Annotated in this window: 21 protein-coding genes; 9 read left to right on the top strand and 12 right to left on the bottom strand. The window is 72.2% G+C overall.

Going from position 1 to position 22,943, the window contains the following annotated elements; translation table 11 throughout:
- Positions 1 to 207 precede the first annotated feature (207 nt).
- Entirely contained in the window at positions 208 to 1,233 is a 1,026-nt protein-coding gene (locus D7M15_RS21410; protein WP_121518983.1) for a 6-phosphofructokinase, read from the bottom strand.
- Positions 1,234 to 1,468: 235 nt separating this feature from the next.
- On the opposite strand from D7M15_RS21410, the gene pta reads away from it, so the two are divergent.
- The 3 genes from pta to pyk all read left to right on the top strand — a co-directional run bounded on the left by pta (position 1,469) and on the right by pyk (position 6,431).
- Complete coding sequence (gene pta, locus D7M15_RS21405) at positions 1,469 to 3,706, top strand: phosphate acetyltransferase (RefSeq protein WP_121518982.1); 2,238 nt, start codon at positions 1,469 to 1,471, stop codon at positions 3,704 to 3,706.
- Positions 3,703 to 4,932 (top strand): acetate kinase, encoded by a 1,230-nt coding sequence (locus D7M15_RS21400; protein WP_121518981.1) that lies wholly within the window; start codon positions 3,703 to 3,705, stop codon positions 4,930 to 4,932. The genes pta and D7M15_RS21400 overlap by 4 nt, the downstream gene beginning before the upstream one ends.
- 74 nt (positions 4,933 to 5,006) lie before the next feature.
- Positions 5,007 to 6,431 (top strand): pyruvate kinase, encoded by a 1,425-nt coding sequence (pyk, locus tag D7M15_RS21395; RefSeq protein ID WP_121521165.1) that lies wholly within the window; start codon positions 5,007 to 5,009, stop codon positions 6,429 to 6,431.
- Positions 6,432 to 6,549: 118 nt separating this feature from the next.
- Here the strand turns inward: pyk and D7M15_RS21390 are convergent, their stop codons facing one another.
- The 4 genes from D7M15_RS21390 to D7M15_RS21375 all read right to left on the bottom strand — a co-directional run bounded on the left by D7M15_RS21390 (position 6,550) and on the right by D7M15_RS21375 (position 11,041).
- On the bottom strand, positions 6,550 to 8,019 hold the full coding sequence (locus D7M15_RS21390; RefSeq protein WP_206337400.1) for a hypothetical protein: 1,470 nt from the start codon (positions 8,017 to 8,019) through the stop codon (positions 6,550 to 6,552).
- Positions 8,009 to 8,731, bottom strand: coding sequence for a DUF6114 domain-containing protein (locus D7M15_RS21385; RefSeq protein ID WP_121518980.1), 723 nt, complete (start codon positions 8,729 to 8,731; stop codon positions 8,009 to 8,011). Before D7M15_RS21385 ends, D7M15_RS21390 begins: the two co-directional genes overlap by 11 nt.
- A gap of 98 nt (positions 8,732 to 8,829) precedes the next feature.
- A complete protein-coding gene (locus D7M15_RS21380) occupies positions 8,830 to 9,444 on the bottom strand; it encodes a DUF6230 family protein (protein ID WP_121518979.1) in 615 nt (204 codons plus the stop codon).
- 616 nt (positions 9,445 to 10,060) lie between these two features.
- Positions 10,061 to 11,041 (bottom strand): tetratricopeptide repeat protein, encoded by a 981-nt coding sequence (locus D7M15_RS21375; RefSeq protein WP_121518978.1) that lies wholly within the window; start codon positions 11,039 to 11,041, stop codon positions 10,061 to 10,063.
- 182 nt (positions 11,042 to 11,223) lie between these two features.
- On the opposite strand from D7M15_RS21375, the gene D7M15_RS21370 reads away from it, so the two are divergent.
- Entirely contained in the window at positions 11,224 to 11,823 is a 600-nt protein-coding gene (locus D7M15_RS21370) for a TetR/AcrR family transcriptional regulator (RefSeq protein ID WP_121518977.1), read from the top strand.
- A 36-nt stretch (positions 11,824 to 11,859) separates the two neighbouring features.
- Here D7M15_RS21370 and D7M15_RS21365 read toward each other — a convergent pair whose 3' ends face one another.
- The 5 genes from D7M15_RS21365 to D7M15_RS21345 form a co-directional block, all read right to left on the bottom strand.
- Entirely contained in the window at positions 11,860 to 13,560 is a 1,701-nt protein-coding gene (locus D7M15_RS21365; RefSeq protein WP_121518976.1) for a methylmalonyl-CoA mutase family protein, read from the bottom strand.
- A 165-nt stretch (positions 13,561 to 13,725) separates the two neighbouring features.
- Positions 13,726 to 14,058: a DUF3817 domain-containing protein gene (locus tag D7M15_RS21360; protein WP_121518975.1), complete on the bottom strand. Its 333-nt coding sequence runs from the start codon at positions 14,056 to 14,058 to the stop codon at positions 13,726 to 13,728.
- A 79-nt stretch (positions 14,059 to 14,137) separates the two neighbouring features.
- The gene (locus tag D7M15_RS21355) at positions 14,138 to 14,665 is read right to left on the bottom strand and encodes a MarR family transcriptional regulator (RefSeq protein ID WP_121518974.1); all 528 of its coding nucleotides are present in this window, start codon (positions 14,663 to 14,665) and stop codon (positions 14,138 to 14,140) included.
- A 123-nt stretch (positions 14,666 to 14,788) separates the two neighbouring features.
- Entirely contained in the window at positions 14,789 to 16,606 is a 1,818-nt protein-coding gene (locus tag D7M15_RS21350) for a cellulose synthase catalytic subunit (RefSeq protein WP_165906310.1), read from the bottom strand.
- 157 nt (positions 16,607 to 16,763) lie between these two features.
- Entirely contained in the window at positions 16,764 to 17,123 is a 360-nt protein-coding gene (locus D7M15_RS21345; RefSeq protein ID WP_121518973.1) for a DUF3817 domain-containing protein, read from the bottom strand.
- 163 nt (positions 17,124 to 17,286) lie between these two features.
- On the opposite strand from D7M15_RS21345, the gene D7M15_RS21340 reads away from it, so the two are divergent.
- The 4 genes from D7M15_RS21340 to D7M15_RS21325 are packed head-to-tail and all read left to right on the top strand — an operon-like array spanning position 17,287 to position 19,898.
- On the top strand, positions 17,287 to 17,925 hold the full coding sequence (locus D7M15_RS21340; protein ID WP_206337399.1) for an AIM24 family protein: 639 nt from the start codon (positions 17,287 to 17,289) through the stop codon (positions 17,923 to 17,925).
- The gene (locus D7M15_RS21335; protein ID WP_121518971.1) at positions 17,925 to 18,575 is read left to right on the top strand and encodes an AIM24 family protein; all 651 of its coding nucleotides are present in this window, start codon (positions 17,925 to 17,927) and stop codon (positions 18,573 to 18,575) included. The genes D7M15_RS21340 and D7M15_RS21335 overlap by 1 nt, the downstream gene beginning before the upstream one ends.
- Positions 18,572 to 19,369, top strand: coding sequence for an AIM24 family protein (locus tag D7M15_RS21330; protein WP_121518970.1), 798 nt, complete (start codon positions 18,572 to 18,574; stop codon positions 19,367 to 19,369). The genes D7M15_RS21335 and D7M15_RS21330 overlap by 4 nt, the downstream gene beginning before the upstream one ends.
- A 55-nt stretch (positions 19,370 to 19,424) precedes the next feature.
- A complete protein-coding gene (locus tag D7M15_RS21325) occupies positions 19,425 to 19,898 on the top strand; it encodes a MarR family transcriptional regulator (protein WP_121518969.1) in 474 nt (157 codons plus the stop codon).
- Positions 19,899 to 19,919: 21 nt separating this feature from the next.
- On the opposite strand, the gene D7M15_RS21320 is transcribed toward D7M15_RS21325, so the two are convergent.
- Positions 19,920 to 21,608 carry a HAMP domain-containing sensor histidine kinase gene (locus D7M15_RS21320; RefSeq protein ID WP_121518968.1) on the bottom strand — a complete coding sequence of 563 codons (1,689 nt, stop codon included), beginning with the start codon at positions 21,606 to 21,608 and terminating at the stop codon, positions 19,920 to 19,922.
- Positions 21,601 to 22,266 (bottom strand): response regulator transcription factor, encoded by a 666-nt coding sequence (locus tag D7M15_RS21315; protein WP_121518967.1) that lies wholly within the window; start codon positions 22,264 to 22,266, stop codon positions 21,601 to 21,603. The genes D7M15_RS21320 and D7M15_RS21315 overlap by 8 nt, the downstream gene beginning before the upstream one ends.
- Before the next feature lie 110 nt (positions 22,267 to 22,376).
- Here D7M15_RS21315 and D7M15_RS21310 point away from each other — a divergent pair, with 110 nt between their 5' ends.
- Positions 22,377 to 22,904 (top strand): PepSY domain-containing protein, encoded by a 528-nt coding sequence (locus D7M15_RS21310; RefSeq protein WP_121518966.1) that lies wholly within the window; start codon positions 22,377 to 22,379, stop codon positions 22,902 to 22,904.
- Positions 22,905 to 22,943: the final 39 nt, after the last annotated feature.

Below are 22,943 nucleotides of genomic sequence, written 5' to 3'. Positions count from 1 at the left end.
GTGGACATCCGCGCTGAATTCCGGTGCCAGATTCTCGTTCATTCATGCGGTGTGAACCCCGAGCCATTGCCGCGTGTCCGCGTCTTCCGTCGTCAACTCGAGCAGCACATAGTCCACTACCCCGACCGTGTCGGCGGACGACTCCGCGCACACCCGAGGCGCGGGCGGCCAAGTCGCGTGGCGCCCGCGCACGTTCACCCGTTCCTGTCAGAAGACGGCCTCGGTCTCGTCCATCCGGTCCTGCGACACGTGCTTCAGCTGGGCCACCGCGTCCGCGAGCGGCGCCATCACGATGTCCGTGCCGCGCAGCGCCGTCATGTTGCCGAACTCGCCCCGGTGCACCGCCTCCACGGCGTGCCAGCCGAAGCGGGTGGCGAGCACCCGGTCGTACGCGGTGGGGACGCCGCCGCGCTGTACGTGGCCGAGGATGACCGGCTTGGCCTCCTTGCCGAGGCGGTGCTCCAGCTCGATGGCGAGGCGGTTGCCGATGCCGACGAAGCGCTCGTGGCCGTACTGGTCGATGACGCCCTTCTCGTACGGCATGGAGCCCTCGGCGGGGTGGGCGCCCTCGGCGATGCAGATGAGGGCGAAGCGCTTGTTGCGCGCGAAGCGCTCCTCGACCATCTTCGTCAGGTCGTCGACCTCGAAGTTCCGTTCGGGGACGCAGATCGCGTGCGCGCCCGCGGCCATGCCCGCCTCCAGGGCGATCCAGCCCGCGTGGCGGCCCATGACCTCGACGACCATGACCCGCTGGTGCGACTCGGCGGTGGTCTTGAGGCGGTCCATGGCCTCGGTGGCGACGCCGACGGCCGTGTCGAAGCCGAAGGTGCGGTCGGTGGCCGAGATGTCGTTGTCGATGGTCTTCGGCACGCCGACGACCGGCAGGCCCGCGTCCGCGAGCATGCGGGCGGCGGTGAGGGTGCCCTCGCCGCCGATGGGGATGAGGGCGTCGAGGGCGAGCCGCTCGATGAGTTCCTCGGAGTTGTCGCACGCCTCGCGGAGCCGGTCGCGCTCCAGCCGGGAGGAGCCGAGGATGGTGCCGCCGCGGGCGAGGATGCCGCTGACGGAGTTGATGTCGAGGGTGCGGTACCGGCCTTCCAGCAGGCCCTTGAAACCGTCTTCGAAGCCGATGACCTCGTCGCCCCGGTCGGCTACGGCGCGGTGCACCACGGACCGGATCACGGCGTTCAGGCCGGGGCAGTCGCCGCCCGCGGTAAGGACTCCGATGCGCATGAGGTTCGCTTCTCCTGATCGGTGGTGATCGCTTCTGGAGCTTCGGACTTCCGATGAGCCGGTCCGAGTGTTTCACGTCCGGAAAGCACCCCGCACCGGGCGTCCACCACGCGAACACCTGCCGCGCGGCGGCGTCCGTACCGCAGGTACCGTCAGGGAGGGAACCGGCCCTGCCACCGCGGCGACGGGTCCCCACCACGGACCCGGAGGACCCAGAGCCAGAGGGAGAGCACGCGTGACCCGCAGCGTGTACGTGACCGGCATCGAACGGGGGGACGGCCGCCAGGTCGTCGAACTGGGCGTCATGGAGCTGTTGACGCGCCAGGTGGACCGGGTGGGCCTGTTCAGGCCACTCGCCCATGACGGCCCCGACCCCATCTACGAGCTGCTCCGCTCCCGCTACCGCCTCACGCAGCCCGCCGGGAGCGTCTTCGGTCTGCGGTACGACGAGGCCGCGGACCTCCAGGCGGAGAAGGGCACCGACGAGCTGGTGTCGCGACTCGTCGACCGCTTCCACGCGGTGGCCCGCGAGTACGAGGCCGTGCTCGTCCTCGGCACGGACTTCGCCGACACCGGTCTGCCCGCCGAGCTGGCGCTGAACGCCCGGATGGCCAACGAGTTCGGCGCCGCCGTCCTCACCGTCGTCGGCGGCAACGGCCAGACCGCCGCCTCCGTCGTGGCCGAGGTGCGCAACGCCCACCACGCGTACGCCTCCCTCGGCTGCGAGGTGATCGCCATGATCGCCAACCGCGTACGGGGGGACGCCGCCCACGACGCCGCCACCGCGCTCGCGGGCCACCTGCCGGAGCCGGTGTACGTCATCCCCGAGAACCCGAGCCTGTCCGCGCCGACGGTGGCGCAGGTCCGCAGCACGCTGGGCGCGGAGGTGCTGCTCGGTGACCACGCCGGGCTGTCGCGCGACGTACGGAACTTCGTGTTCGGCGGTGCGCACCTGCCGAAGTTCCTGCCCGCGCTGACGGAGGGCTGCATGGTGGTGACGCCCGGCGACCGGGCGGACCTGATCGTCGGCTCGTTGGCGGCGCACTCGGCCGGTTCGCCGCCGATCGCCGGTCTGCTGCTGACGCTGGACGCGCTGCCGGGCGACGAGACGATGGCGCTGGCCGCGCGGCTGGCGCCCGGTACGCCGCTGCTGGCGGTGTCGGACGGCTCGTTCCCGACCGCCGCGGAGCTGCTGTCGCTCCAGGGGAAGCTGACGGCGACGACGCCGCGCAAGGCGGAGATGGCGCTCGGCCTGTTCGAGTCGCACGTGGACACCGGGCAGCTCACGGACCGGATCTCGGTGGTGCGCAGCGGGCGGGTCACGCCGATGATGTTCGAGCACGACCTGATCGAGCGGGCGCGCGCCGACCGCCGCCACGTGGTGCTCCCCGAGGGTGCCGAGGAACGGGTGCTGCGCGCCGCCGAGGTGCTGCTGCGGCGGCACGTGTGCGACCTGACGCTGCTGGGCGGGGAGACGGCCGTACGGAAGCGCGCCGCCGAACTGGGCATCGACCTGCGCCTGTTGGGCGACGGCGAGGTGCCGGACACGTCGGCGGCGTGCGCGCGGATCGTGGACCCGGAGACGTCACCGCTGCGCGAGCGGTTCGCGGAGCTGTACGCGAAGCTGCGGGCGCACCGCGGGGTCTCGTACGAGCTGGCGTACGACGTGGTGGCGGACGTGTCGTACTTCGGGACGCTGATGGTGCAGGAGGGTCTGGCGGACGGCATGGTGTCGGGCGCGGTGCACTCGACGGCGGCGACGATCCGGCCCGCGTTCGAGGTGATCAAGACGAAGCCGGAGGCGGACGTCGTCTCGTCGGTGTTCTTCATGTGCCTGGCCGACAAGGTGCTGGCGTACGGCGACTGCGCCGTCAACCCGGACCCGGACGCGGAGCAGCTGGCGGACATCGCGATCCAGTCGGCGGCCACGGCCGCGCAGTTCGGGGTGGAGCCGCGGATCGCGATGCTGTCGTACTCGACGGGCAGCTCCGGTTCGGGCGCGGACGTGGACAAGGTGCGGGAGGCGACCGCGCTGGTCCGGGAGCGGCGCCCGGACCTGCTGGTGGAGGGGCCGATCCAGTACGACGCGGCGGTGGAGCCGTCCGTCGCGCGGACGAAGCTGCCGGAGTCGGAGGTGGCGGGGCAGGCGACGGTGCTGATCTTCCCGGACCTCAACACGGGCAACAACACGTACAAGGCGGTGCAGCGTTCGGCGCACGCGGTGGCCGTCGGACCGGTGCTCCAGGGGCTGCGCAAGCCGGTGAACGACCTGTCGCGGGGCGCGCTCGTGCAGGACATCGTGAACACCGTCGCGATCACCGCCATCCAGGCGCAGGCCGCCGTACGCAGGCCGCCGCGGCCCACCGGACCGGCCCGCGCCACCACCGCGGCCACCACCACGTCCGCCACGTCCGCCACGTCCGCCGACCACGCCACCGACCCGCAGACCCGTGAAGGGGACACCTCCGCATGACCGCCACCGGCTCCGACCGCGCCAGCGCCCCCACCCGGGTGCTGGTGCTCAACTCCGGCTCGTCGTCGGTGAAGTACCAGCTGCTCGACATGGCCGACGGCGCCCGGCTGGCGACCGGCCTGGTGGAGCGGATCGGCGAGCGCTCCTCGCTGCTGCGGCACACCCCGGCCGCCGGGGACGCCCGTACGCGTGAGGCGCCCGTGGCCGACCACGGCGCCGCGCTGGAGGCCGCCGCCACCGAACTGACCGCGGACGGCCTGGGGCTGGACTCGCCCCGGCTGGCCGCCGTGGGGCACCGGGTGGTGCACGGCGGTCGCCGCTTCACCGAGCCGACGCGCGTCGACGACGACGTGCTGGCGGAGATCGAACGGCTGGTGCCCCTCGCCCCGCTGCACAACCCGGCGAACCTCACCGGCATCCGTACCGCCCGCGCGCTCAACCCGCGGCTCCCGCAGGTCGCCGTCTTCGACACGGCGTTCCACACCACCGTGCCGGAGCACGCCGCCCGCTACGCGATCGACGTGGCCACGGCCGACGAGCACCGCGTACGCCGCTACGGCTTCCACGGCACGTCGCACGCGTACGTCTCACGGCGTACGGCCGAACTGCTGGGCCGCGACCCGTCCGAGGTGAACGTCATCGTGCTGCACCTGGGCAACGGCGCGTCCGCGTCGGCCGTACGGGGCGGGGTGTGCGTGGAGACGTCGATGGGGCTGACGCCGCTGGAGGGGCTGGTGATGGGGACGCGCTCCGGGGACGTCGACCCGGCGGTGATCCTCCATCTGTCGCGGGTGGCGGGCATGTCGGTGGACGACATCGACACGCTGCTGAACAAGCGGAGCGGCCTCGTCGGCCTGTGCGGCGACAACGACATGCGGGAGATCCGCCGCCGGGTCGACGAGGGCGACGAGGCGGCGGCGCTCGCGTTCGACGTGTACGCGCACCGGCTCCGCAAGTACGTCGGCGCCTACTACGCCGTGCTCGGCCACGTGGACGCGATCGCCTTCACGGCCGGTGTCGGGGAGAACTCCGCGCCCGTACGGGAGGCCGCGACGGCCGGACTGGCGGGTCTGGGCATCGAGGTGGACCCCGTACGGAACGCGGCGCGCGCCGCCGTTCCCCGGCTGATCTCGCCGGAGGGCTCGCGCGTCGCGGTGGCGGTGGTGCCCACGGACGAGGAGCTGGAGATCGCACGGCAGACCTTCGCCCTGGTCGACGAGGGGTGACCGGGGCTCGGTTACCCGGGTCGGCCCGGCCCACGATACGTTTCGCTCCTGAACAAAGTGAGAGGATGCGCTCCATGCGCCGTTCCAAGATCGTCTGTACCCTCGGCCCCGCGGTCGACTCCTTCGAGCAGCTGAAGACGCTGATCGAGGCCGGTATGAACGTGGCCCGCTTCAACATGAGCCACGGTTCCCACTCCGAGCACGAGGAGCGGTACCACCGGCTCCGCAAGGCCGCCGAGGAGACGGGCCGCGCGGTGGGCGTCCTGGCCGACCTCCAGGGCCCGAAGATCCGCCTGGAGACCTTCGCCGAGGGTCCCGTCGAGCTGGTGCGCGGCGAGGAGTTCGTCATCACCACGGAGGACGTGGCGGGCGACCGGTCCATCTGCGGCACCACGTACAAGGGCCTGCCCGGCGACGTCACCAAGGGCGACCCGGTCCTCATCAACGACGGCAACGTCGCGCTCCAGGTCGTCGAGGTCGACGGCCCGCGCGTGCGCTGCATCGTGATCGAGGGCGGCGTCATCTCCGACCACAAGGGCATCAACCTGCCCGGCGCGGCCGTGAACGTCCCGGCGCTGTCCGGGAAGGACGTTGAGGACCTGGAGTTCGCGCTCCACATGGGCTGCGACATGGTCGCGCTGTCCTTCGTACGGGACGCGGCGGACGTACGCGACGTGCACGCCGTGATGGACCGGGTCGGACGGCGCGTCCCGGTCATCGCCAAGGTGGAGAAGCCGCAGGCCGTGGCGAACATGGAGGAGGTCGTCCTCGCCTTCGACGGGGTGATGGTGGCCCGCGGCGACCTGGCGGTGGAGTACCCGCTGGAGAAGGTCCCGATGGTGCAGAAGCGGCTGATCGAGCTGTGCCGCCGGAACGCCAAGCCGGTGATCGTGGCGACCCAGATGATGGAGTCGATGATCACCAACTCCCGTCCCACGCGCGCCGAGGCGTCCGACGTCGCGAACGCGATCCTGGACGGCACCGACGCGGTGATGCTCTCCGCGGAGTCGTCCGTCGGGCAGTACCCGATCGAGACGGTCAAGACGATGTCGAAGATCGTCGAGGCCGCCGAGGAGGAGCTGCTGAGCCGCGGCCTCCAGCCGCTCGTACAGGGCAAGAAGCCCCGTACGCAGGGTGGTTCGGTGGCCCGTGCCGCCTGCGAGATCGCGGACTTCCTGAACGCCAAGACGCTGATCGCCTTCACCAAGTCCGGCGACACGGCCCGGCGCCTCTCCCGCTACCGCGCCTGCCAGCCGATCCTCGCCTTCACCTCGGACGAGCCCACGCGCAACCAGCTGTCGCTGAGCTGGGGCGTCGAGACGTACGTGGTGCCCTACGTCAACACCACCGACGAGATGGTCGACCTGGTCGACGGGGAGCTGCTGAAGCTCAAGCGGTACGACGCGGGCGACATGATGATCATCACCGCCGGTTCGCCCCCCGGCGTGCCCGGCAGCACCAACATGGTGCGGGTGCACCACCTGGGCGGCGAGTCGTAACTCCCGCACGCCCGCCGCACGGTGGGCTGCGGACGCGGAACGCGCGAAGGGCGGGCCGGGGATCTCCTCCCCGGCCCGCCCTTCCGTCGCCGTCGCCGTCGCCGTCGCTACGGGAGCGTCAGCGGCTGATGCTCTGGTGCAGTCCCGGCACGGTGAGCGTGCCGCCGAACTGGGCCGCCTGCGTGACCTTCACCTTGGTGAAGAACGCCTCGGGCAGGTTGACCGGCGGCGGGTGCTCCGGGTCGAAGACGATCGGGATCAACCCGAAGAGATTGCCCTGCAACCGCTCGGTGTACATGGTGACCTGGCCGTCGCGGATGGTGGACGTGGAGCCCTGGGCCGCCTGTACGTGGTACTTCACGCCGCCCTGACCGTCGACGATCTGGTGCAGGTCCCCGATGTCGAGACCGGAGGCGGTGAACTTCAGCGCCTGCTTGGTCTGGCCGTTCGCCGTCGTGACGTTGACGACGCCCTTGTAGTCCAGGCCGTGCAGGGCGAGCGACGAAGCCTCCAGGAACCAGGGCTGGTTGGGGAGGGCGGTGGGGGTCTCCTGGTCGGTGCCCGCGACCTTCTCCTCCTCCACGCAGGGGAACGGCTTCTTGCCGTCCTCGTCCTCCGCGTCGGCGGCCCCGTCCCGCTGCTCCTTCTTCCCGTCCCGGTCGTCGTCGCGGGAACCGTCCCCGCTGCCGGAGGGCGAGGGCGAGGGGCGGGACTTCCCGTCCCCGGCGTCCTTCGCGCCGTCGCGCAGACCGTCGACGGTGTCCTCGACGCCCTTCTCCACCTCGTCCACGGCGTCCTCGGCAGGGTCGGGGGCCTCGTCCTCGGCCGAGGACGACGGCCCGGGAGCGGGCCGCTCGGACGCGCCGCCGTCCCGCTCGGCTTCGTCCTGCTCGGCCTTCTCCTTCGGGGTGAGTACGTCCTTGAGTATATCGCCGAGCCCCAACGGGTCGAGGGGGTTCCGGTCGCCGGAGTCCGTACCGTCGTCCGCGCCGTCGCCGGACTCCGTGGAGCCCGCGCCCGCGTCCGCACCGGCGTCCGCGCCCGCGTCGGCACCGGCGTCGGCACCCGCGTCCGCGCCGGGCTCGCCACCGGAGCCCGTACCGCCGTCACCGCCGGACGTACCGCCGTCCGAAGCGCCGCCGCCGGACGTACCGCCGTCGGAGGCGCCGCCGTCCGAGCCGTTCGCGTCGTCCTCGCCGCGGCCGCCCTTCTCCCGGGCGTCCTCCTCGGCCTTCTTCCGCGCCTTCTCCGCCTTGGCCTTCGCCTCGGCCGCCTTCTTCTTCGCGGCCTCCTTCTCGGCCTTCTCCTCCGCCTTCTTCTCGGCCTCCTCGTCCTTGTCGGGCGCGGAGACGCAGGGCCCGTCCTTGAACGGGTTCTTGGGCTGCTGCTTCGCGTTGGCCAGCTGGGGGGTGAGCCCCATGCCCATCAGGACGGCGGACGGCATCGCGGCCATGGCTATCGCCTTGCCCGCGGGCACGTGCAGCCGTGTCAGCAGCGGCTTGCGGGGAGCGGCGTGCCGTGGGCCTCTTCGCTCCCGGTCGGCGCCCGTCGAGGCGGTGGCGTCCTCCCGCATCTCGTCACCCGGCACCGTGCCTCCCGTTCACGTCGTTCGCGTCGGCTGCGGTCGCGGTCGGGGAGGCCGCGGCGGAAGCCGTTCCACTGACTGACAGATCGCCCGCGTCCGGAGCGGTGTACGCGTCCTTCGTCCCGCCGTCGTCCGCCCCGTCGCCCTTCGTCCCGCCGCCGTCCGCGTCGTACGCGTCGAGGGCGGCGGTGTGCTCCGTGTCGCGGAACGCGTCGCGGTCGTCGCGGTCGCGGTCGTCCCGGTCCGCGTCGTCGTCGCGCGGCCGGAGGGGTTCCCGTACGTGCCGCCTGCCCCGGACGGGGTCACGCCCGCCGGGAGATTCACCGGGGGCCCAGGAGACGCCGAGGGCGCCGCCGATCATGCCGAGCAGGAAGCCGATCAGGAAGGCGCCGAAGTTGGAGACGACCAGCGAGACCAGCGCCAGCAGGATGGCCGCGACACCGGCGAACACCCGGGACTCCGGCTGGTACCACATGGTCAGGCCGAGCACGACGAGCAGAACGCCGATGATCAGCGAGCCCGCTCCCGCGGTGGTCGCCATCCGGATGGTCAACGAGCCCAGCGTGAGGTTCTGGTACGGGATGTACATGATCGGGATACCGGCGAGCAGGGTCAGCATCCCGCCCCAGAACGGCCGCTGTCCTCGCCAGACCCGGAAATTCGCGCGCGTCCGGGCCAGCCGGTCGGCGGGCCGCTCTCGCGTGTCGGCGCTCATACGTACAGCTCCTCGGGGACTGTCGAGAACTTGCAGGTGGAGCATGCGTACGGGCGCGGGAAAGGGGGGTGTCCCCGCGCCCGTAGGCATTCAGTGCCTCAGAAGCACTCGTGAGCGCCCTTCTTGACGCTCATCTTGAGACCGCTGAGTTTGAACGTGCCGGCCGTCGTGGCCCACGCGCGCTGCTTGACATCGGTGAAGACGACGCTGTCGGCCTGCTGGGCGAAGGAGCCCGGCAGGTACTTGTCGCCCTTCTGCGGGCCGGGGCCCTTGGTGGTGTCATCGACGGAGACGCCGATGTCGATGTTCTTGAACGTCGCGTTGGTCGACAGGTCGTCCGCGTCGATGTACAGCTTCTTCGCTTCGACGGGGGTGCTTCCGCTGCCCGCGCCGAGCTTCATCGACACTTCACCGAAGACCGGCACCGGTATGACGACCGACTGGCACAGGTTCTTGATCGTCGCGTCGTTCATGCCGACGACCGTGACGGGCTTGGTGCCCGCCTTGGTGCTGTCGATCGCGCCGTACTGTGCGAACCCGGTGCCCTCGAGCCGGTCGGCAGTCACCTTGAACTGCTGGCCGGACACACTGAACGAGGCCGCCAGCGCACCCTGGGACAGGGCTACTCCGATGGCGGCCGTAGCGGCAACGCTGGGCACCATGACGACGGCGAACCGCTTCCATCTGGTCCCGCCACGAGCCAGGGACTCCATGACTTTCCTCCTTCTCGGACGTACATCTCAAGAAACGGGCTGCGGACCCGCGCCTGGGATGGGAGAAGTGCTACGTCCTCGGGAAAGGGAGCGCCGTCGACTGGAGCGAACTGCTGCGTGCGTTCCGAGCTGCCGGCGATCACCCCCGAGCGACAACCACTGGCCACGCTCTCGCGCAACCCTCCATGGCGGACAGGCTCCGCCGGGCGGCAGAGACCCCCCTGCCCGCGGACCGCGGTGACACCGCCGGTCCACTCGGTGGGGACCCATCGCCCTTGGGCGCCCGACTGGTTGACGGGCCGGGTAATGGACCGAGCCTGGCTGATCGTGGTGCATCGGGCGCCGACATACAAGGGGCTCATTACTTGCGAGTAACGCTCGGATCACCGCGAAGGCTCCGAACGGCATCGGTCGAACACCCCACGTAGCGGGGAAACTTCACGTGACAAGTGCATTATTCGGACATGTCAGGCCGATTTCCCGCGTGTTGCTCACCGAGCGTCACAGCGGCTGCGATTGCCAAGCTTTGGCAAAACACAGCCGCTGATGTCGCTAAATCAATGAGCGGCGGAACGCCTCCCACCGCCGCCCCGGAGGGCGGCGCGGAGCGCCCGGCTCAGAACAGGACGCGCGCCAGCGCGCTGCGCGCCGTCACCACACGGGGATCGTCGCCGCCGATCACGTCGAAGAGGTCGAGGAGCCGCAGCCGTGCCCGCTCCCGGTCGTCCCCCGCGGTCCGCCGTACGGTGTCCACGATCCGCCCGAACGCGTCCTCCACGTGGCCACCGGCCAGGTCCAGGTCCGCCGCCCGCAACTGGGCGTCCACGTCGGCCGGTCGGTCCGCCGCCTCCTTGCGCACCTGCTGCGCGTCGAGCCCCTGCACCCGGGCCAGCAGCTCGGCCTGCCCCAGCCCCAGCCGGGCCTCGGTGTTGGCCGGGTCGGCGGCGAGCACGTCCTTGTACGCCCGCACCGCGGCGTCCAGGTCGCCCGCGTCCAGCGCGTCGTGCGCGGCGGTCAGCGCCGGGTCCTCCGGCGGCTCCGGGGGCCCCTGCCGTACGGCGTCCGCGCCGTCGGCGCCCTCGGCGCCGTCCTCCGGCACGTACGGCAGGCCGGTGATGCCGAAGCGCTGCTCCGAGACCTGCACGAGCTGGTCCAGGGTCTCCCGGATCTGCGCCTCGGGAGCGGCGCCCTGGAAGAGGGGCAGCGCCTGACCGGCGACGACCGCGAAGACCGCGGGGATGCCCTGCACGCCGAACTGCTGGAACAGCATCTGGTTCTGGTCGACGTCGACGCGGGCGAGCAGGAAGCGGCCGACGTACTCCCGCGCGAGCCGCTCCAGGACCGGCCCGAGCTGCTTGCACGGCTCGCACCACTCGGCCCAGAAGTCGATGACGACGGGCACCTCGGCGGAGCGCTGGAGGACCTCCGCCTCGAAACCGGCCTCGTCGACGTCGATCACCAGGCCGGACGGTGCGGCGCTGCCGCCGCGCTCGGCCGCGTCGGCCCGCGCCTGCTCCGCCTTCTGCTTGGCCTCTCCGGCCGCCTTCACCGCGGCGAGGTCGACCACTCCGCTCATGGACACATTGCGTGGCTGCATGGAACCAGTCTCCCCCTTCCGCGCGGTGTTCGTTACCGGGTCCCCACCCTGCGTGCCGCCGCCGCGCCGGACCCGCCCCCCGGGCCCGTACGTACGCCGTTCCGCTACGGCTCGTAGCGTAACACCGGCCGTCCGGGCAGTACGGGGGTGGCCCCGGCCGGAGGGCTGAGTAGGGTGCGCCCATGGCCCGACCACGGAGCGCGGCGGCGGAGCGCGCGATGCTCGACGCGACGCGCGCCGCCCTCGTCGAACTGGGCTGGTCCAAGCTGACGTTGGGGGACGTGGCCGCCCGCGCGGGTGTGGCGAAGACCACGCTCTACCGCCGCTGGCCGGGCAAGAGCGCGCTCGTCGTGGACGCCGTCGCGGTCCTCTTCGACGAGCTGGAACTGCCGGACCGGGGCAGCCTCGCGGCGGACGTCGGCGGTGTGGTCCGCTCGTTCGCCGCGCTGCTGGAGCGGCCCGAGACGGCCACCGCGCTGATGGCCCTGGTGGCCGAGTCCACCCGGGACCCCGGTCTGCGCGACCGCATCCGTACGGCCGTCGTGGACCGGCAGAAGCGGCTCGTACTGGAGGGCCGCGCCCGCGCGCAGGCCCGCGGCGAGCTGCCCCCGGACGCCGACCCGGTGGCGGCCGCCCGGCAGGCGGACCTGGTGTTCGACGTGATCGCGGGCGCCGTCGTCCACCGCGTGCTGGTCAGCGGCGAACCGGCGGACGACGCGTGGGTGACCGCCTTCACCGCCCTCCTCGTGGCCGGGCTCGGCGCGCTCACCCCACCGGGGTGAACGCGCCGGGGTGAACGCGCCGGGCCGAGCGCCGGCTCAGAAGCCGGGCGGCTCCGTGTAGACGCCCCACTCGTCGCGCAGCACGCCGCAGATCTCGCCGAGCGTCGCCTCGGCCCGTACGGCCTCCAGCATCGGTTCGATCATGTTCGCGTCGCTGCGGGCCGCCGCGAGCATCGCGTCCAGCGCGGTCCGTACGGCCGTCTCGTCGCGGGCCTCCCGGCGCGCGCCGAGGACCCGTACCTGCTCCCGCTCCACCTCGTGGCTGACGCGCAGGATCTCCAGGTCGCCGGTGACCGAGCCGGTGTGGCAGTTGACGCCGACGACCCGCTTGTCGTCCTTCTCCAGCGCCCGCTGGTATTGGAAGGCCGCCTCGGCGATCTCGCCGGTGAACCAGCCGTCCTCGATGCCGCGCAGGATGCCGGACGTGATCGGCCCGATGGGGTGCTCGCCGCTCGGCACCGCGCGCCGCCCGCGCTCCCTGATCTGCTCGAAGATCTTCTCGGCGTCGGCCTCGATCCGGTCGGTCAGCTGCTCCACGTACCACGAACCGCCCAGCGGGTCCGCGACGTTGGTGATGCCCGTCTCCTCCATCAGCACCTGCTGCGTGCGCAGCGCGATCTCGGCGGCCTGCTCGCTGGGGAGCGCGAGGGTCTCGTCGAGGGCGTTGGTGTGCAGGGAGTTGGTGCCGCCGAGGACGGCGGAGAGCGCCTCGACGGCCGTACGGACGACGTTGTTGTACGGCTGCTGCGCCGTGAGCGAGACGCCCGCGGTCTGGGTGTGGAAGCGCAGCCACTGCGCCTTCGGGGACTTCGCGCCGTACTCGTCGCGCATCCAGCGGGCCCAGATCCGGCGCGCGGCGCGGAACTTGGCGATCTCCTCGAAGAAGTCGAGGTGCGCGTCGAAGAAGAAGGACAGGCCGGGCGCGAAGGTGTCCACGTCGAGCCCGCGGGAGAGGCCCAGCTCCACGTACCCGAAGCCGTCCGCGAGGGTGTACGCCAGCTCCTGCGCGGCCGTCGCACCGGCCTCGCGGATGTGGTAGCCGGAGACGGAGAGCGGCTTGTACGCGGGGATGCCGCGCGCGCAGTGCTCCATCAGGTCGCCGATCAGCCGCAGATGGGGCTCGGGCTGGAACAGCCACTCCTTCTGCGCGATGTACTCCTTGAAGATGTCCGTCTGGAGCGTGCCGTTGAGCACGCCGGGGTCGACGCCCTGCCGTTCGGCGGCCACCAGGTACATGCAGAAGACGGGGACGGCGGGCCCGGAGATGGTCATGGACGTGGTCACGTCGCCCAGCGGGATGTCCCGGAAGAGGACCTCCATGTCGGCGGCGGAGTCGATGGCGACGCCGCAGTGGCCCACCTCGCCCAGCGCCTTGGGCTCGTCCGAGTCGCGGCCCATGAGGGTGGGCATGTCGAACGCGACGGAGAGGCCGCCGCCGCCCGCCTCCAGGATCATCTTGTACCGCTCGTTGGTCTGCTCGGCGTTGCCGAAGCCCGCGAACTGGCGGATGGTCCAGGTGCGTCCGCGGTATCCGGTGGCGTGCAGGCCGCGGGTGTACGGGAACTCGCCGGGCCAGCCGATCCGCTCGAAGCCCTCGTACGTGTCGCCCGGCCGGGGCCCGTACACCGGGTCGACCGGGTCGCCGGACAGCGTGGTGAAGTCGGCGTCGCGGGTGCGGGCCGCGTCGTAGCGCTCCTGCCAGCGCCGCCTGCCCTGCTCGATGGCCTCAGCATCCATGGGGTCTCTTCGCCTCTCCGCGGGCGCGCGTCCCACGGGGTCTGCCGGGGGCGGGCTGCGATGGGATAATTACTAGGACGTCCAACTAATAGTCCGCCCGAGACCCCGCCCGGCGCAAGTGACCCCCGGGCGGGGCGTGTCACACGGCGGCGTACGCGGCGGGGGTCACGCCCGCGCGGGTGTGCCGGGCGCGTCCGTGAGCAGCGGCTCGGTCTCCCGTACGATCCGGCGCTCGACGAAGAACGCGGCCGTCGGGATCGTCCCCGACAGCAGCACCCACAGCAGCTTCCCGAAGGGCCACCGGGCCTTCTGGCCGAGGTCGAAGGCGCAGACCAGGTAGACGATGTAGAGCAGGCCGTGCGCCTGCGAGACCACGAACGTCAGGTCCTCGCCCTTGTCGAAGCCGTACTTGAAGACCATGCAGCCGCACAGGAGCAGCAGCATGACGGCGGTGACGTAGGCCATCACCCGGTAGCGGGTCAGCACGCTCTTCTTCATGCCGGAGAGCGTATCCGCCCCTTACGGGGCGATCGGCACACCCCCCGGGCACACCCCGCCCCGCTCCGTGGGTCCCGCGTCAGTCGCGCGCCTCGAGGTCCCGCGTCTCGAAGTCCCGCGCCGCCACCCGCAGCGGCCGCAGCAGGTCGAAGATGTCGGCGCAGCCCTCCGCGTCGTACGCGCCCAGCCCGAAGTCCATCGCCATCAGGTCGTGGGTGGCCGCGTCGCACACCTGGCGGCCCTTCTCCGTGATGGAGGCGAGGGTGCCGCGCCCGTCGTTCGGGTTCGGCCGCCGGGCGACCAGCCCGGCGCGCTGGAGCCGGTCCACGGTGTTGGTGACGGAGGTGGGGTGCACCATCAGGCGCTCACCGATCTTCGACATCGGCAGCTCCCCGGCGCGCGAGAAGGTGAGCAGCACCAGCGCCTCGTAGCGCGCGAACGTCAGCCCGTACGGCTTGACCACGGCGTCGACCTCGGCCAGCAGGATCTGGTGCGCCCGCATGACCGAGGTGATCGCGGCCATCGCGGGTGCGGTCCCCCAGCGGCGCGACCACAGCTCGTCGGCGCGTGCGATCGGATCGAACGGCAGGCTCAGCGGCTTGGACACGCGCCCGACCCTACCGGTCGGTCACCTGTCGGACGCGGCCGTCTTGAAAGGTGGGCGGAAGCGGTACGGCGGGCGGGTCGGACGGCGGGCGGGGACCCGTACGCCGGACCCCGCCCGCCCCCGTCAGCCGCCCGACGCCGTGAGCACCGGCTCCCGCTCCCCCACGTGCGCGGGCGCCTGCTCGACGAACACGTCACCGAACAGGGCACCCTCCCCGCGCACCGTGCGCCGGGCGCGCGGCAGCGCGCGCAGCAGGTGGCGGCCGGGCGCGCGCCCCACCCGGTACTCGCCGTACCACCACGCCGCGACCGGCGCGAGCGCCACCGCCAGCGCCAGTACGGACCAGGTCCGCATCGCCGCGTGCGTGTGCCCCAGCGCCACCGACGCCAGCAGCGAGCCGCCGAGCACCCCGGCCCAGGCCAGGTGCGTACGGAACGTCGCGGGCTGGTCGAGGCTGGCCGAGCCGCCCTTGGGCGTGACGACGAAGCGGCACGGGCGGCGGAACACGGCGGCGGCGAGCGAACGGGCGTAGATGGGCGCGGACAGCGCCGACATGGCGATCCCGGCGAGCCCGCCGGAGCCCTTGGGCTCGTGGGGCGAGACGTTGTGCCGCCGGTTCCAGACGTAGATGCCGATCTGGAGGGCGGCGGCGTCGGCGTAGAGCATCAGCCAGACCGACGGCGCGACCTGCGTGCCGGACGCGCCGAACCACAGGAAGAGGACGCAGCTCAGCCCGCCGAGCATCCAGGTCAGCGCGCTCATCGGGTAGTACGCGAGCATCAGCGAGTAGCTGAACAGCCGCCCCGCGGACAGCCGGTGCGAGGTGCGCCCGTACTGCGTGAACAGCGTCTCGTACGTGCCACGGGACCAGCGCAGCTGCTGCGTGAAGAAGTCCGTCCAGGACACCGGGCCCTCCCCCACCGCGAGCACGTCGGGCGTGTAGACGGAGCGCCAGGGTCGGCGGGTACGGGGGTTGCGGCGGCGGTGCAGCTCGAAGCCGGTCGCCATGTCCTCGGTGATGGAGTCGCAGAGCCCGCCGATGGACTTGACGGCGCTGACGCGCACGCAGTTGTTGGTGCCGACGAACATCGGGGAGCCGTAGCGGTTGCCCGCGCGCTGCACCAGGGCGTGGAAGAGGAACTGCTGGCTCTCCGCGAACTTGGTGACGGCCCGGTCGTAGTTCCCGTACACCTGCGGGCCGACGACGAACGCCACGTCCGGGTCGCGGAAGTAGCCGAGCATCCGCTCCAGGTAGTTGGGGAGCGGGACGTGGTCGGTGTCGACGGACGCGAAGAAGTCGTAGTCGTCGCCGTGCGCGTCGAGCCAGGCGTTGTAGTTGCCGTGCTTGGTCTTCGCGCGGTGCGGGCCGCGCGGCCGGTTCCAGTCGGGTATGCCCTTGCGGGTGAAGTGGTGGACGCCCAGCTCGGCGCAGAGCGCCTTCGCCTCCGCGTCGTCGCCCTCGTCCAGCAGCCAGACGTGCAGGCGGCCGCGGTGCCGGACGCGTACGGCGGCGGTGAGGGTGGCCCGCACCATCTCGATCGGTTCCTTGCCCGGCACGTACGTGGTGAGGAACGCGACGCTGCTGCCCTTCCGCGGCCGTACGGGCACCGGGTCGCGGGCGACGAACGCGGCGTGCGCCACGGAGACGACGTTGACGAGGCGGAACAGCTCGACCAGCCCCACCGACACGAGCATCAGGCCGTCGGCGGTGGCGAGCCACGCCGTCGGGTCGTCGCGGCGGGTCCAGTGGGTGGGCCACACCAGCCAGAGCAGCAGCACGAGCGAGAACGCGGGGGCGGCGGCCATGAGCAGGATCGCCCGTACGCGCCGGGGCTCCTGGGACAGGAGGCTGCGGTAGCGGACGCGGTATTCGGGCCCGGCCGTTCTGAACGGCCCGGCGAGGCGGCTGTGGCCCTCGTAGTCGTATCCCTCCGGCGGCACGGTCCCTCCAGCGGTCAACTCGTCTGACTTTCCCACCAAAAGGGACAGTTCAGCCGGTGTCGAACCGGGAGGGGCCGTGCGGGGGTCACCCGCCGTCAGGAGCCGTGCGCCGGGCGTGCGCGGCGCGCGTCAGGAGGTACGCGCCGGGAGGTACGCGTCAGGAGTTGACCGTGCGTCCGACGCGCTCCGCGCGGGCGCGGGCCGCGATCACGCCGTCCGCCTCGTCACGCCGGAGCACGCGGTCGCCGTACAGACCGCCGAACGGCACCAGCGCCAGCACGAAGAAGAACGCCACCCGCTTCAGCGACCACCTCGCGCGCTTCCACACGTCGGCGAGGAGCACGAGGTACGCGACGAACAGCACCCCGTGGATCATCCCGAGCGGCATCATCAGGAAGTCGATGTCGGAGACCCGGCTCAGCAGCGAACCGAAGAGGAGCAGCGCCGGGAACGAGAGCGCCTCCGGGACGGAGACGAGGCGCAGGCGGTGCAGGGCGGCGGCGGTCTTGATGTCCACGAGGGTGCCTTTTGTCGGGGATCGGGGCGTGGGTGGCGGAACCCGCCCATTGTCGCAGGCGGCCCGTACGCACTCCCGTACGGGTCCCGTTCGGGCGGCGGAACGGTCGACGGCCCGGTACGGACCCTGGTGACGGCCGGTCGGGCCGGTTATGTTCACCCTTGTGGCTCAGTTCCAGCTCCGGGGCGGCAAGGTGCTCGCCGTGACCCTGACCGGCGACACCGTGAAGGCGAAGAACGGCTCGATGGTCGCGTACGACGGCCGGATGGCGTTCAAGAAGCTGTCCGGCGGCGGTGACGGGCTGCGCGGCATGGTCACCCGTCGGCTGACGGGCGAGCAGATGACCGTGATGGAGGTCAAGGGCGAGGGCACCTGCTACTTCGCGGACCGCGCGAGCGACCTCAGCCTGGTCCGGCTGGACGGCGAGACGCTGCACGTCGAGTCGAGCAACCTGCTCTGCGCCGAGGGCACCCTGCGCACCGGCACCACGTTCACCGGGCTGCGCGGCGCCTCGCAGGGCAACGGCCTGTTCACCACCACCGTCGAGGGCAGCGGCCGGGCCGCGCTCATGTCGGACGGGCAGGCCGTGATCCTGCGCGTCACGCCGGGCACCCCGCTCCAGGTCGACCCCGGCGCGTACGTGGCGCACACCGGCGGGCTGCGGCAGGAGCTGCGCGGCGGCGTGGGCTTCCGGACGCTGCTCGGGGAGGGCTCGGGCGAGGCGTTCCAGATCCGCTTCGAGGGGGACGGCCTGGTGTACGTGCAGCCCAGTGAGCGGAACACGCTCGGGGGTGACGTCTGATGCCGTTCCGCGAGATCAGCGCGAAGATGGTGCAGGCCGAGGTGACCCCCGGGCAGCGGGTGTTCAGCCAGCGCGGCGCGATGATCGCGTACAAGGGCGAGGTGTCCTTCACGCCGAACACGCGGAGCGGCCAGGGCGGCGTGCTCTCCATGATCGGGCGCCGGGTCGCGAACGAGGCCGCGCCGCTGATGACCGTCGAGGGGTCCGGGCAGGTGTGGTTCGGGCACGGCGGGCACCACGTGCAGGTGGTGGAGCTGGCCGGGGACACGCTGTACGTCGAGGCGGACCGGCTGCTGGCGTTCGACGGGACGCTGGAGCAGGACACCGTGTTCCTCGGCGCGCAGGGCGGCGTGCGGGGCGTGGTGCGCGGCCAGGTCACCGGGCAGGGGCTGTTCACGACCTCGCTGAGGGGCACCGGCGGGGTGGCCGTGATGGCGCACGGCGGCGTGCTCCCACTGCCCGTCACGCCGGGCCGTCCGGTGCACGTGGACCCGCAGGCGTACGTGGCGCACCACGGGGACGTACGCAACAAGCTGTCCACGGCGCTGGGTTGGCGGGACATGGTGGGGCGCGGCTCGGGCGAGGCGTTCCAGCTGGAGCTGTCCGGCGAGGGCACCGTCTACGTGCAGGCGAGCGAGGAGAAGCTGTGAACACCCCGGACGCGCTGGACTTCCACACGCTGCCCTCCGACGACAACGTGAACGCGTACGCGTTCTGCGTCGACCTGGACGGCCGGTGGTTCCTCCAGAAGGGGAAGATGATCGCGTACTACGGGGAGATCGACTTCCACGCCATCGGCCACGGCCCGCTGGACCGGCTCGTCGCGGGCAGCTTCCACTCCCCGCTGCACGCGGCGGACTGGGTCGTCGCGGAGGGCCGCGGGAAGATGCTGCTCGCGGACCGGGCGTTCGACGTCAACTCGTACGACCTGGCCGACGGCAACCTCACCATCCGCTCCGGGAACCTGCTGGCGTTCGAGCCGTCGCTGTCGCTGAAGCAGTCGATCATCCCCGGCTTCCTGACGCTCATCGGCACCGGCCGGTTCGTGGCCGCGTCCAACGGCGAGGTGCACTTCGTCGAGCCACCCGTACGAGTGGACCCGCAGGCGCTGGTCGGCTGGGCCGACTGCCCCTCGCCGTGCCACCACTACGACCACGGGTACCTGCGCGGCGTACTGGGCGGGCTGCGGGCGCTGACGGGCCTGGGCGGGGCGTCGGGCGAGGAGCACCAGTTCGAGTTCACCGGCAGCGGGTCGGTGCTGATCCAGTCCACGGAGGTGCTGCGGGAGGAGGCGGCCACCGGCGCCGTACCGCACCAGGCGGGCGTGCCCGGCGGCGCGGGCGGAGGCGGAAGCGGAACCGGCGGGCAGCCGTCCCGTACGGGGCAGCAGACGCCCCGCATGCCGGGTCAGCTCGGTGACCTCCAGCGACGGTTCGGACTGTGAACCGTGAACGGAACGTGATCACGTCGGTACGGAACTCTGGGTAGGGTCGCGTGGTATGGACACCGAAGACGGCAGTCTCTGGCTCACGGAGGACGAACAGCGGGTGTGGCGCACACACCTGGAGGTGAGCCGCCTCCTGATGCACCAACTGGAGCGCGACCTCCAGCCGTTCGGCCTCACGAACAACGACTACGAGATCCTCGTCAACCTCTCCGAGGCCGAGGACCGCCGCATGCGGATGAGCGAACTCGCCGCGAGCACCCTCCAGTCCAAGAGCCGCCTCTCGCACCAGATCACGCGGATGGAGAACGCCGGGCTGGTGCGCCGCGAGAGCTGCGACTCCGACAAGCGCGGCCTGTTCGCCGTGCTGACGCAGCAGGGCTGGGAGACGATGCGCACGGTGGCGCCGCACCATGTGGCGTCCGTACGGCGGCACTTCATCGCCCGGCTGCCACCGGAGGCCATGACCGAACTGCGCACCGCGCTCGCGCCGGTGGCGGAGCACCTGCACGAGGTGCGCGGCGGCTGAACCGTACGGGACGGGCGGTCCTCACGTACGAACCGTCCCGGCGGACGGGCCCCGGTCCGCGACCGGCAGCCGCAGCGCGAACAGCGCGCCGCCCTCCGGCGCCCCGGTGACCGTCAGCGTGCCGCCGTGCCGCAGCGCCACGTCCCGGGCGATGGCCAGGCCGAGCCCGGCGCCGCCCTCGTCGCGGGTACGGGCGTCGTCCAGCCGTACGAACCGCTCGAAGACCCGCTCCCGTTCGGCCTCCGGCACCCCGTCGCCGTCGTCCGCGACCTCCAGCACGGCCCAGCCGCCCTCACGGCGCAGCCCGACCCGTACGGAACCGGCCGCGTGCCGCTGCGCGTTGTCCAGCAGGTTGCCCAGCACCCGCGCCAACTGCCCGCGCGAGCCGGTCACGGCGAGCCCGTCGGCGTCCTCCGGCCCGTCGTCCGCCGCGTCCCCGTCGTCCCCCGCGTCCGTGTGGCGCACCGGGTGGCGCTCGTCGCCGCGCCGCGCCAGCTCCTCCCGTACGAGCGCCGCCAGCGGCACGCGGCCGGCGCCCGGCCGCTCCCCCGCGTCGAGCCGGGCGAGCAGCAGCAGGTCCGCGGCGAGGCCCTGGAGCCGTACGGTGTCCTCCACCGCGCCGTCCACGTCGAGGAGTTCGGGGTGGGCGGCGCCCACCTCCAGCTGCGTACGGAGCGACGCGATCGGGCTGCGCAGCTCGTGCGAGGCGTCGGCGACGAAGCGGCGCTGGCGCTCCACGGAGGTCTCCAGGGCGGCCAGCGTCTCGTTGGTCGTACGGGCCAGCCGCGCCACCTCGTCCCGCGCGGCGGGCTCGGGCACCCGCCGGGACAGGTCGGTGCTCGCGGTGATCTCGGCCATCCCCCGCCGGATGCCCTCCACGGGCCGCAGCGCGCGCCGTGTGACCAGCCAGGTCACGCCTCCGACGACGGCCAGCACGGCGGGCAGCCCGACGAGCATCGCGCGGCTGACGGAGGACACGGCCTCCTCCTGGGCCGCGAGCGACGTACCGGCGTAGACGCTCACCGGGGTGCCGTCGCGGGTAACGGACTGGACGGCGACGAGGTGGAAGTCCTGCTCGCCGGCCGCGTCGCCGTCGGCGGTCACCTCGCCCTCGTCGTCGACGGGGAGGGCGGCGCGGGTGTCGGTGCTGTTCCGGTCCAGTTCGACGGGCTCGGCGGGCGGGGTCGTGACGACGGGGGAACGGCGGCCGGGGCCGTCGTCGTCGGAGTCGTCGTCCCGGTCGTCCGGGTCGTCGCGGTCGTCGTCGCGGTCGTCGTCGGAGTCGTCCGGGTCGTTCGAGTCGTTCGAGTCGTTCGAGTCGTCCGGGTCGTCGTCCGAGGCGGTGGCACCGGCCGTGGGCCGCAGGGTGCTGGGCCGCGGGTCGGGGCGCTTCTCCGGCGGCCGGGCGAGGTCGCGCAGCGCCGGGCGGCCACGCAGGCCGTCGGAGGCGCCGAGGACGGTGCCGTCGGCCCGCACGATCTGCACCGGGTCGTCGCTGTCCAGCCCCTCGACGTCCCCGAGCTTCCGGGTGGTCGTGTCGCTGACCTGCGCCGCCACCTCGCGCGCCGCCGACTCGGCCCGGAGCCGCGCGTTGTCCGTCAGCCCGGCGCGCAGCGTGGCGACGACGGCCAGCCCCGCGGCGATCAGCGCGACCGCCACGACGAGGGTGGCGCCGACGGCGGCCCGGGTGCGTACGGAGCCCCTACGCACGGGAGTTCACCAGCCGGTAGCCCGCGCCGCGCACGGTGGTGATCCAGCCGGGGCCGAGCTTCCGGCGCAGGGCGCTGACGTGGACCTCGACGGTGTTGACGTCGCCGTCGTACGCGGAGTCCCAGGCGTGTTCCAGGATCTCCGACTTGGAGACGACCTCGCCCGCGCGCGTGGCCAGGTGCTCCAGCACCGCGAACTCCTTCGCGGTGAGCACCACTTCGCGGGCGCCCACGGACACCTGCCGGGAGCCGGGGTCCACGGTCAGCTCCCCGACGCGCAGCACGGCCGCCCCGGCGCGGGTACGGCGGCGCAGCAGGGCGCGTACGCGGGCGACGAGCACGACGTACGAGAAGGGCTTGGTCAGGTAGTCGTCGGCGCCCGTGTCCAGGCCCTCGGCCTCGTCGTACTCGCCGTCCTTCGCGGTGAGCATCAGGATCGGCGTCTCGTGCCCGGCGGCGCGGAGCGCGGCGCAGACGCGGTAGCCGTTCATGCCCGGCAGCATGATGTCCAGGATCACCAGATCGTACGTACCCTCGCCCGCGAGATGCAGGCCCTCCAGGCCGTCGTGGACGACGTCCACGGCGAAGCCCTCCGCCGTCAGGCCCTTCGCGAGGGACAGGGCGAGACGGCGTTCGTCCTCGACGATCAGCAGGCGCATGCGTCCAGCTTGCCCGACGCCGCCTGAAGCGTTCTTCAGGTGGCTTCAGCGTGGCTTCAGGTGCATCTTGCGACGGTGGACCACGTCATCGAGCACCAGGGAGGAACACCATGACCCGCACCGCTTCCAGCAGGAAGAAGCTCCTCGTCGCCGCCGTCGCCACGGCCGCGCTCGCCGTGGGCGGCACCGCGTTCGCGTTGGACGGGGACGGCTCGGGCTCCGGCTCGGACGACCGTACGGCGTCGCAGTCCGACAGCCGGACCACGGACGACGACAACGGCCGGGACGACGACCGGGACGACCGCGACGACGACGGCCGGGACGCCCGGGACGACGACCGCGGCGAGGCGGACCGGCTGGCGAAGGCGGGCATCGACGCCAGGGACGCGGCCGGGAAGGCTGCCGCGGCGGTGCCGGGCGGCGTCGTCGAGTCGGTCGAGCTGGACGACTACCGCAACACCACCGCCTGGCAGGCGGACGTCCTCGGCAAGGACAAGAAGTGGTACGAGGTCAGCCTCGACGCGTCCGACGGCAAGGTGCTGAACAAGCACGTGGACCAGGACGACGACAACGGCGACGACGACAACGGCCGGGACGACGACCGGGACGACCGTAACGACGACCGCGACGACGACTGACCGTCCCTCCTCCCCCGGGCACCGCCCGCCCCCGCACCC

This window comes from Streptomyces sp. Z26, assembly GCF_003665095.1.
Lineage (GTDB): Bacteria > Actinomycetota > Actinomycetes > Streptomycetales > Streptomycetaceae > Streptomyces > Streptomyces phytohabitans.
The sequence above is the reverse complement of the archived record's forward strand: the minus strand, read 5'-3'. Positions and strand labels throughout refer to the sequence as shown.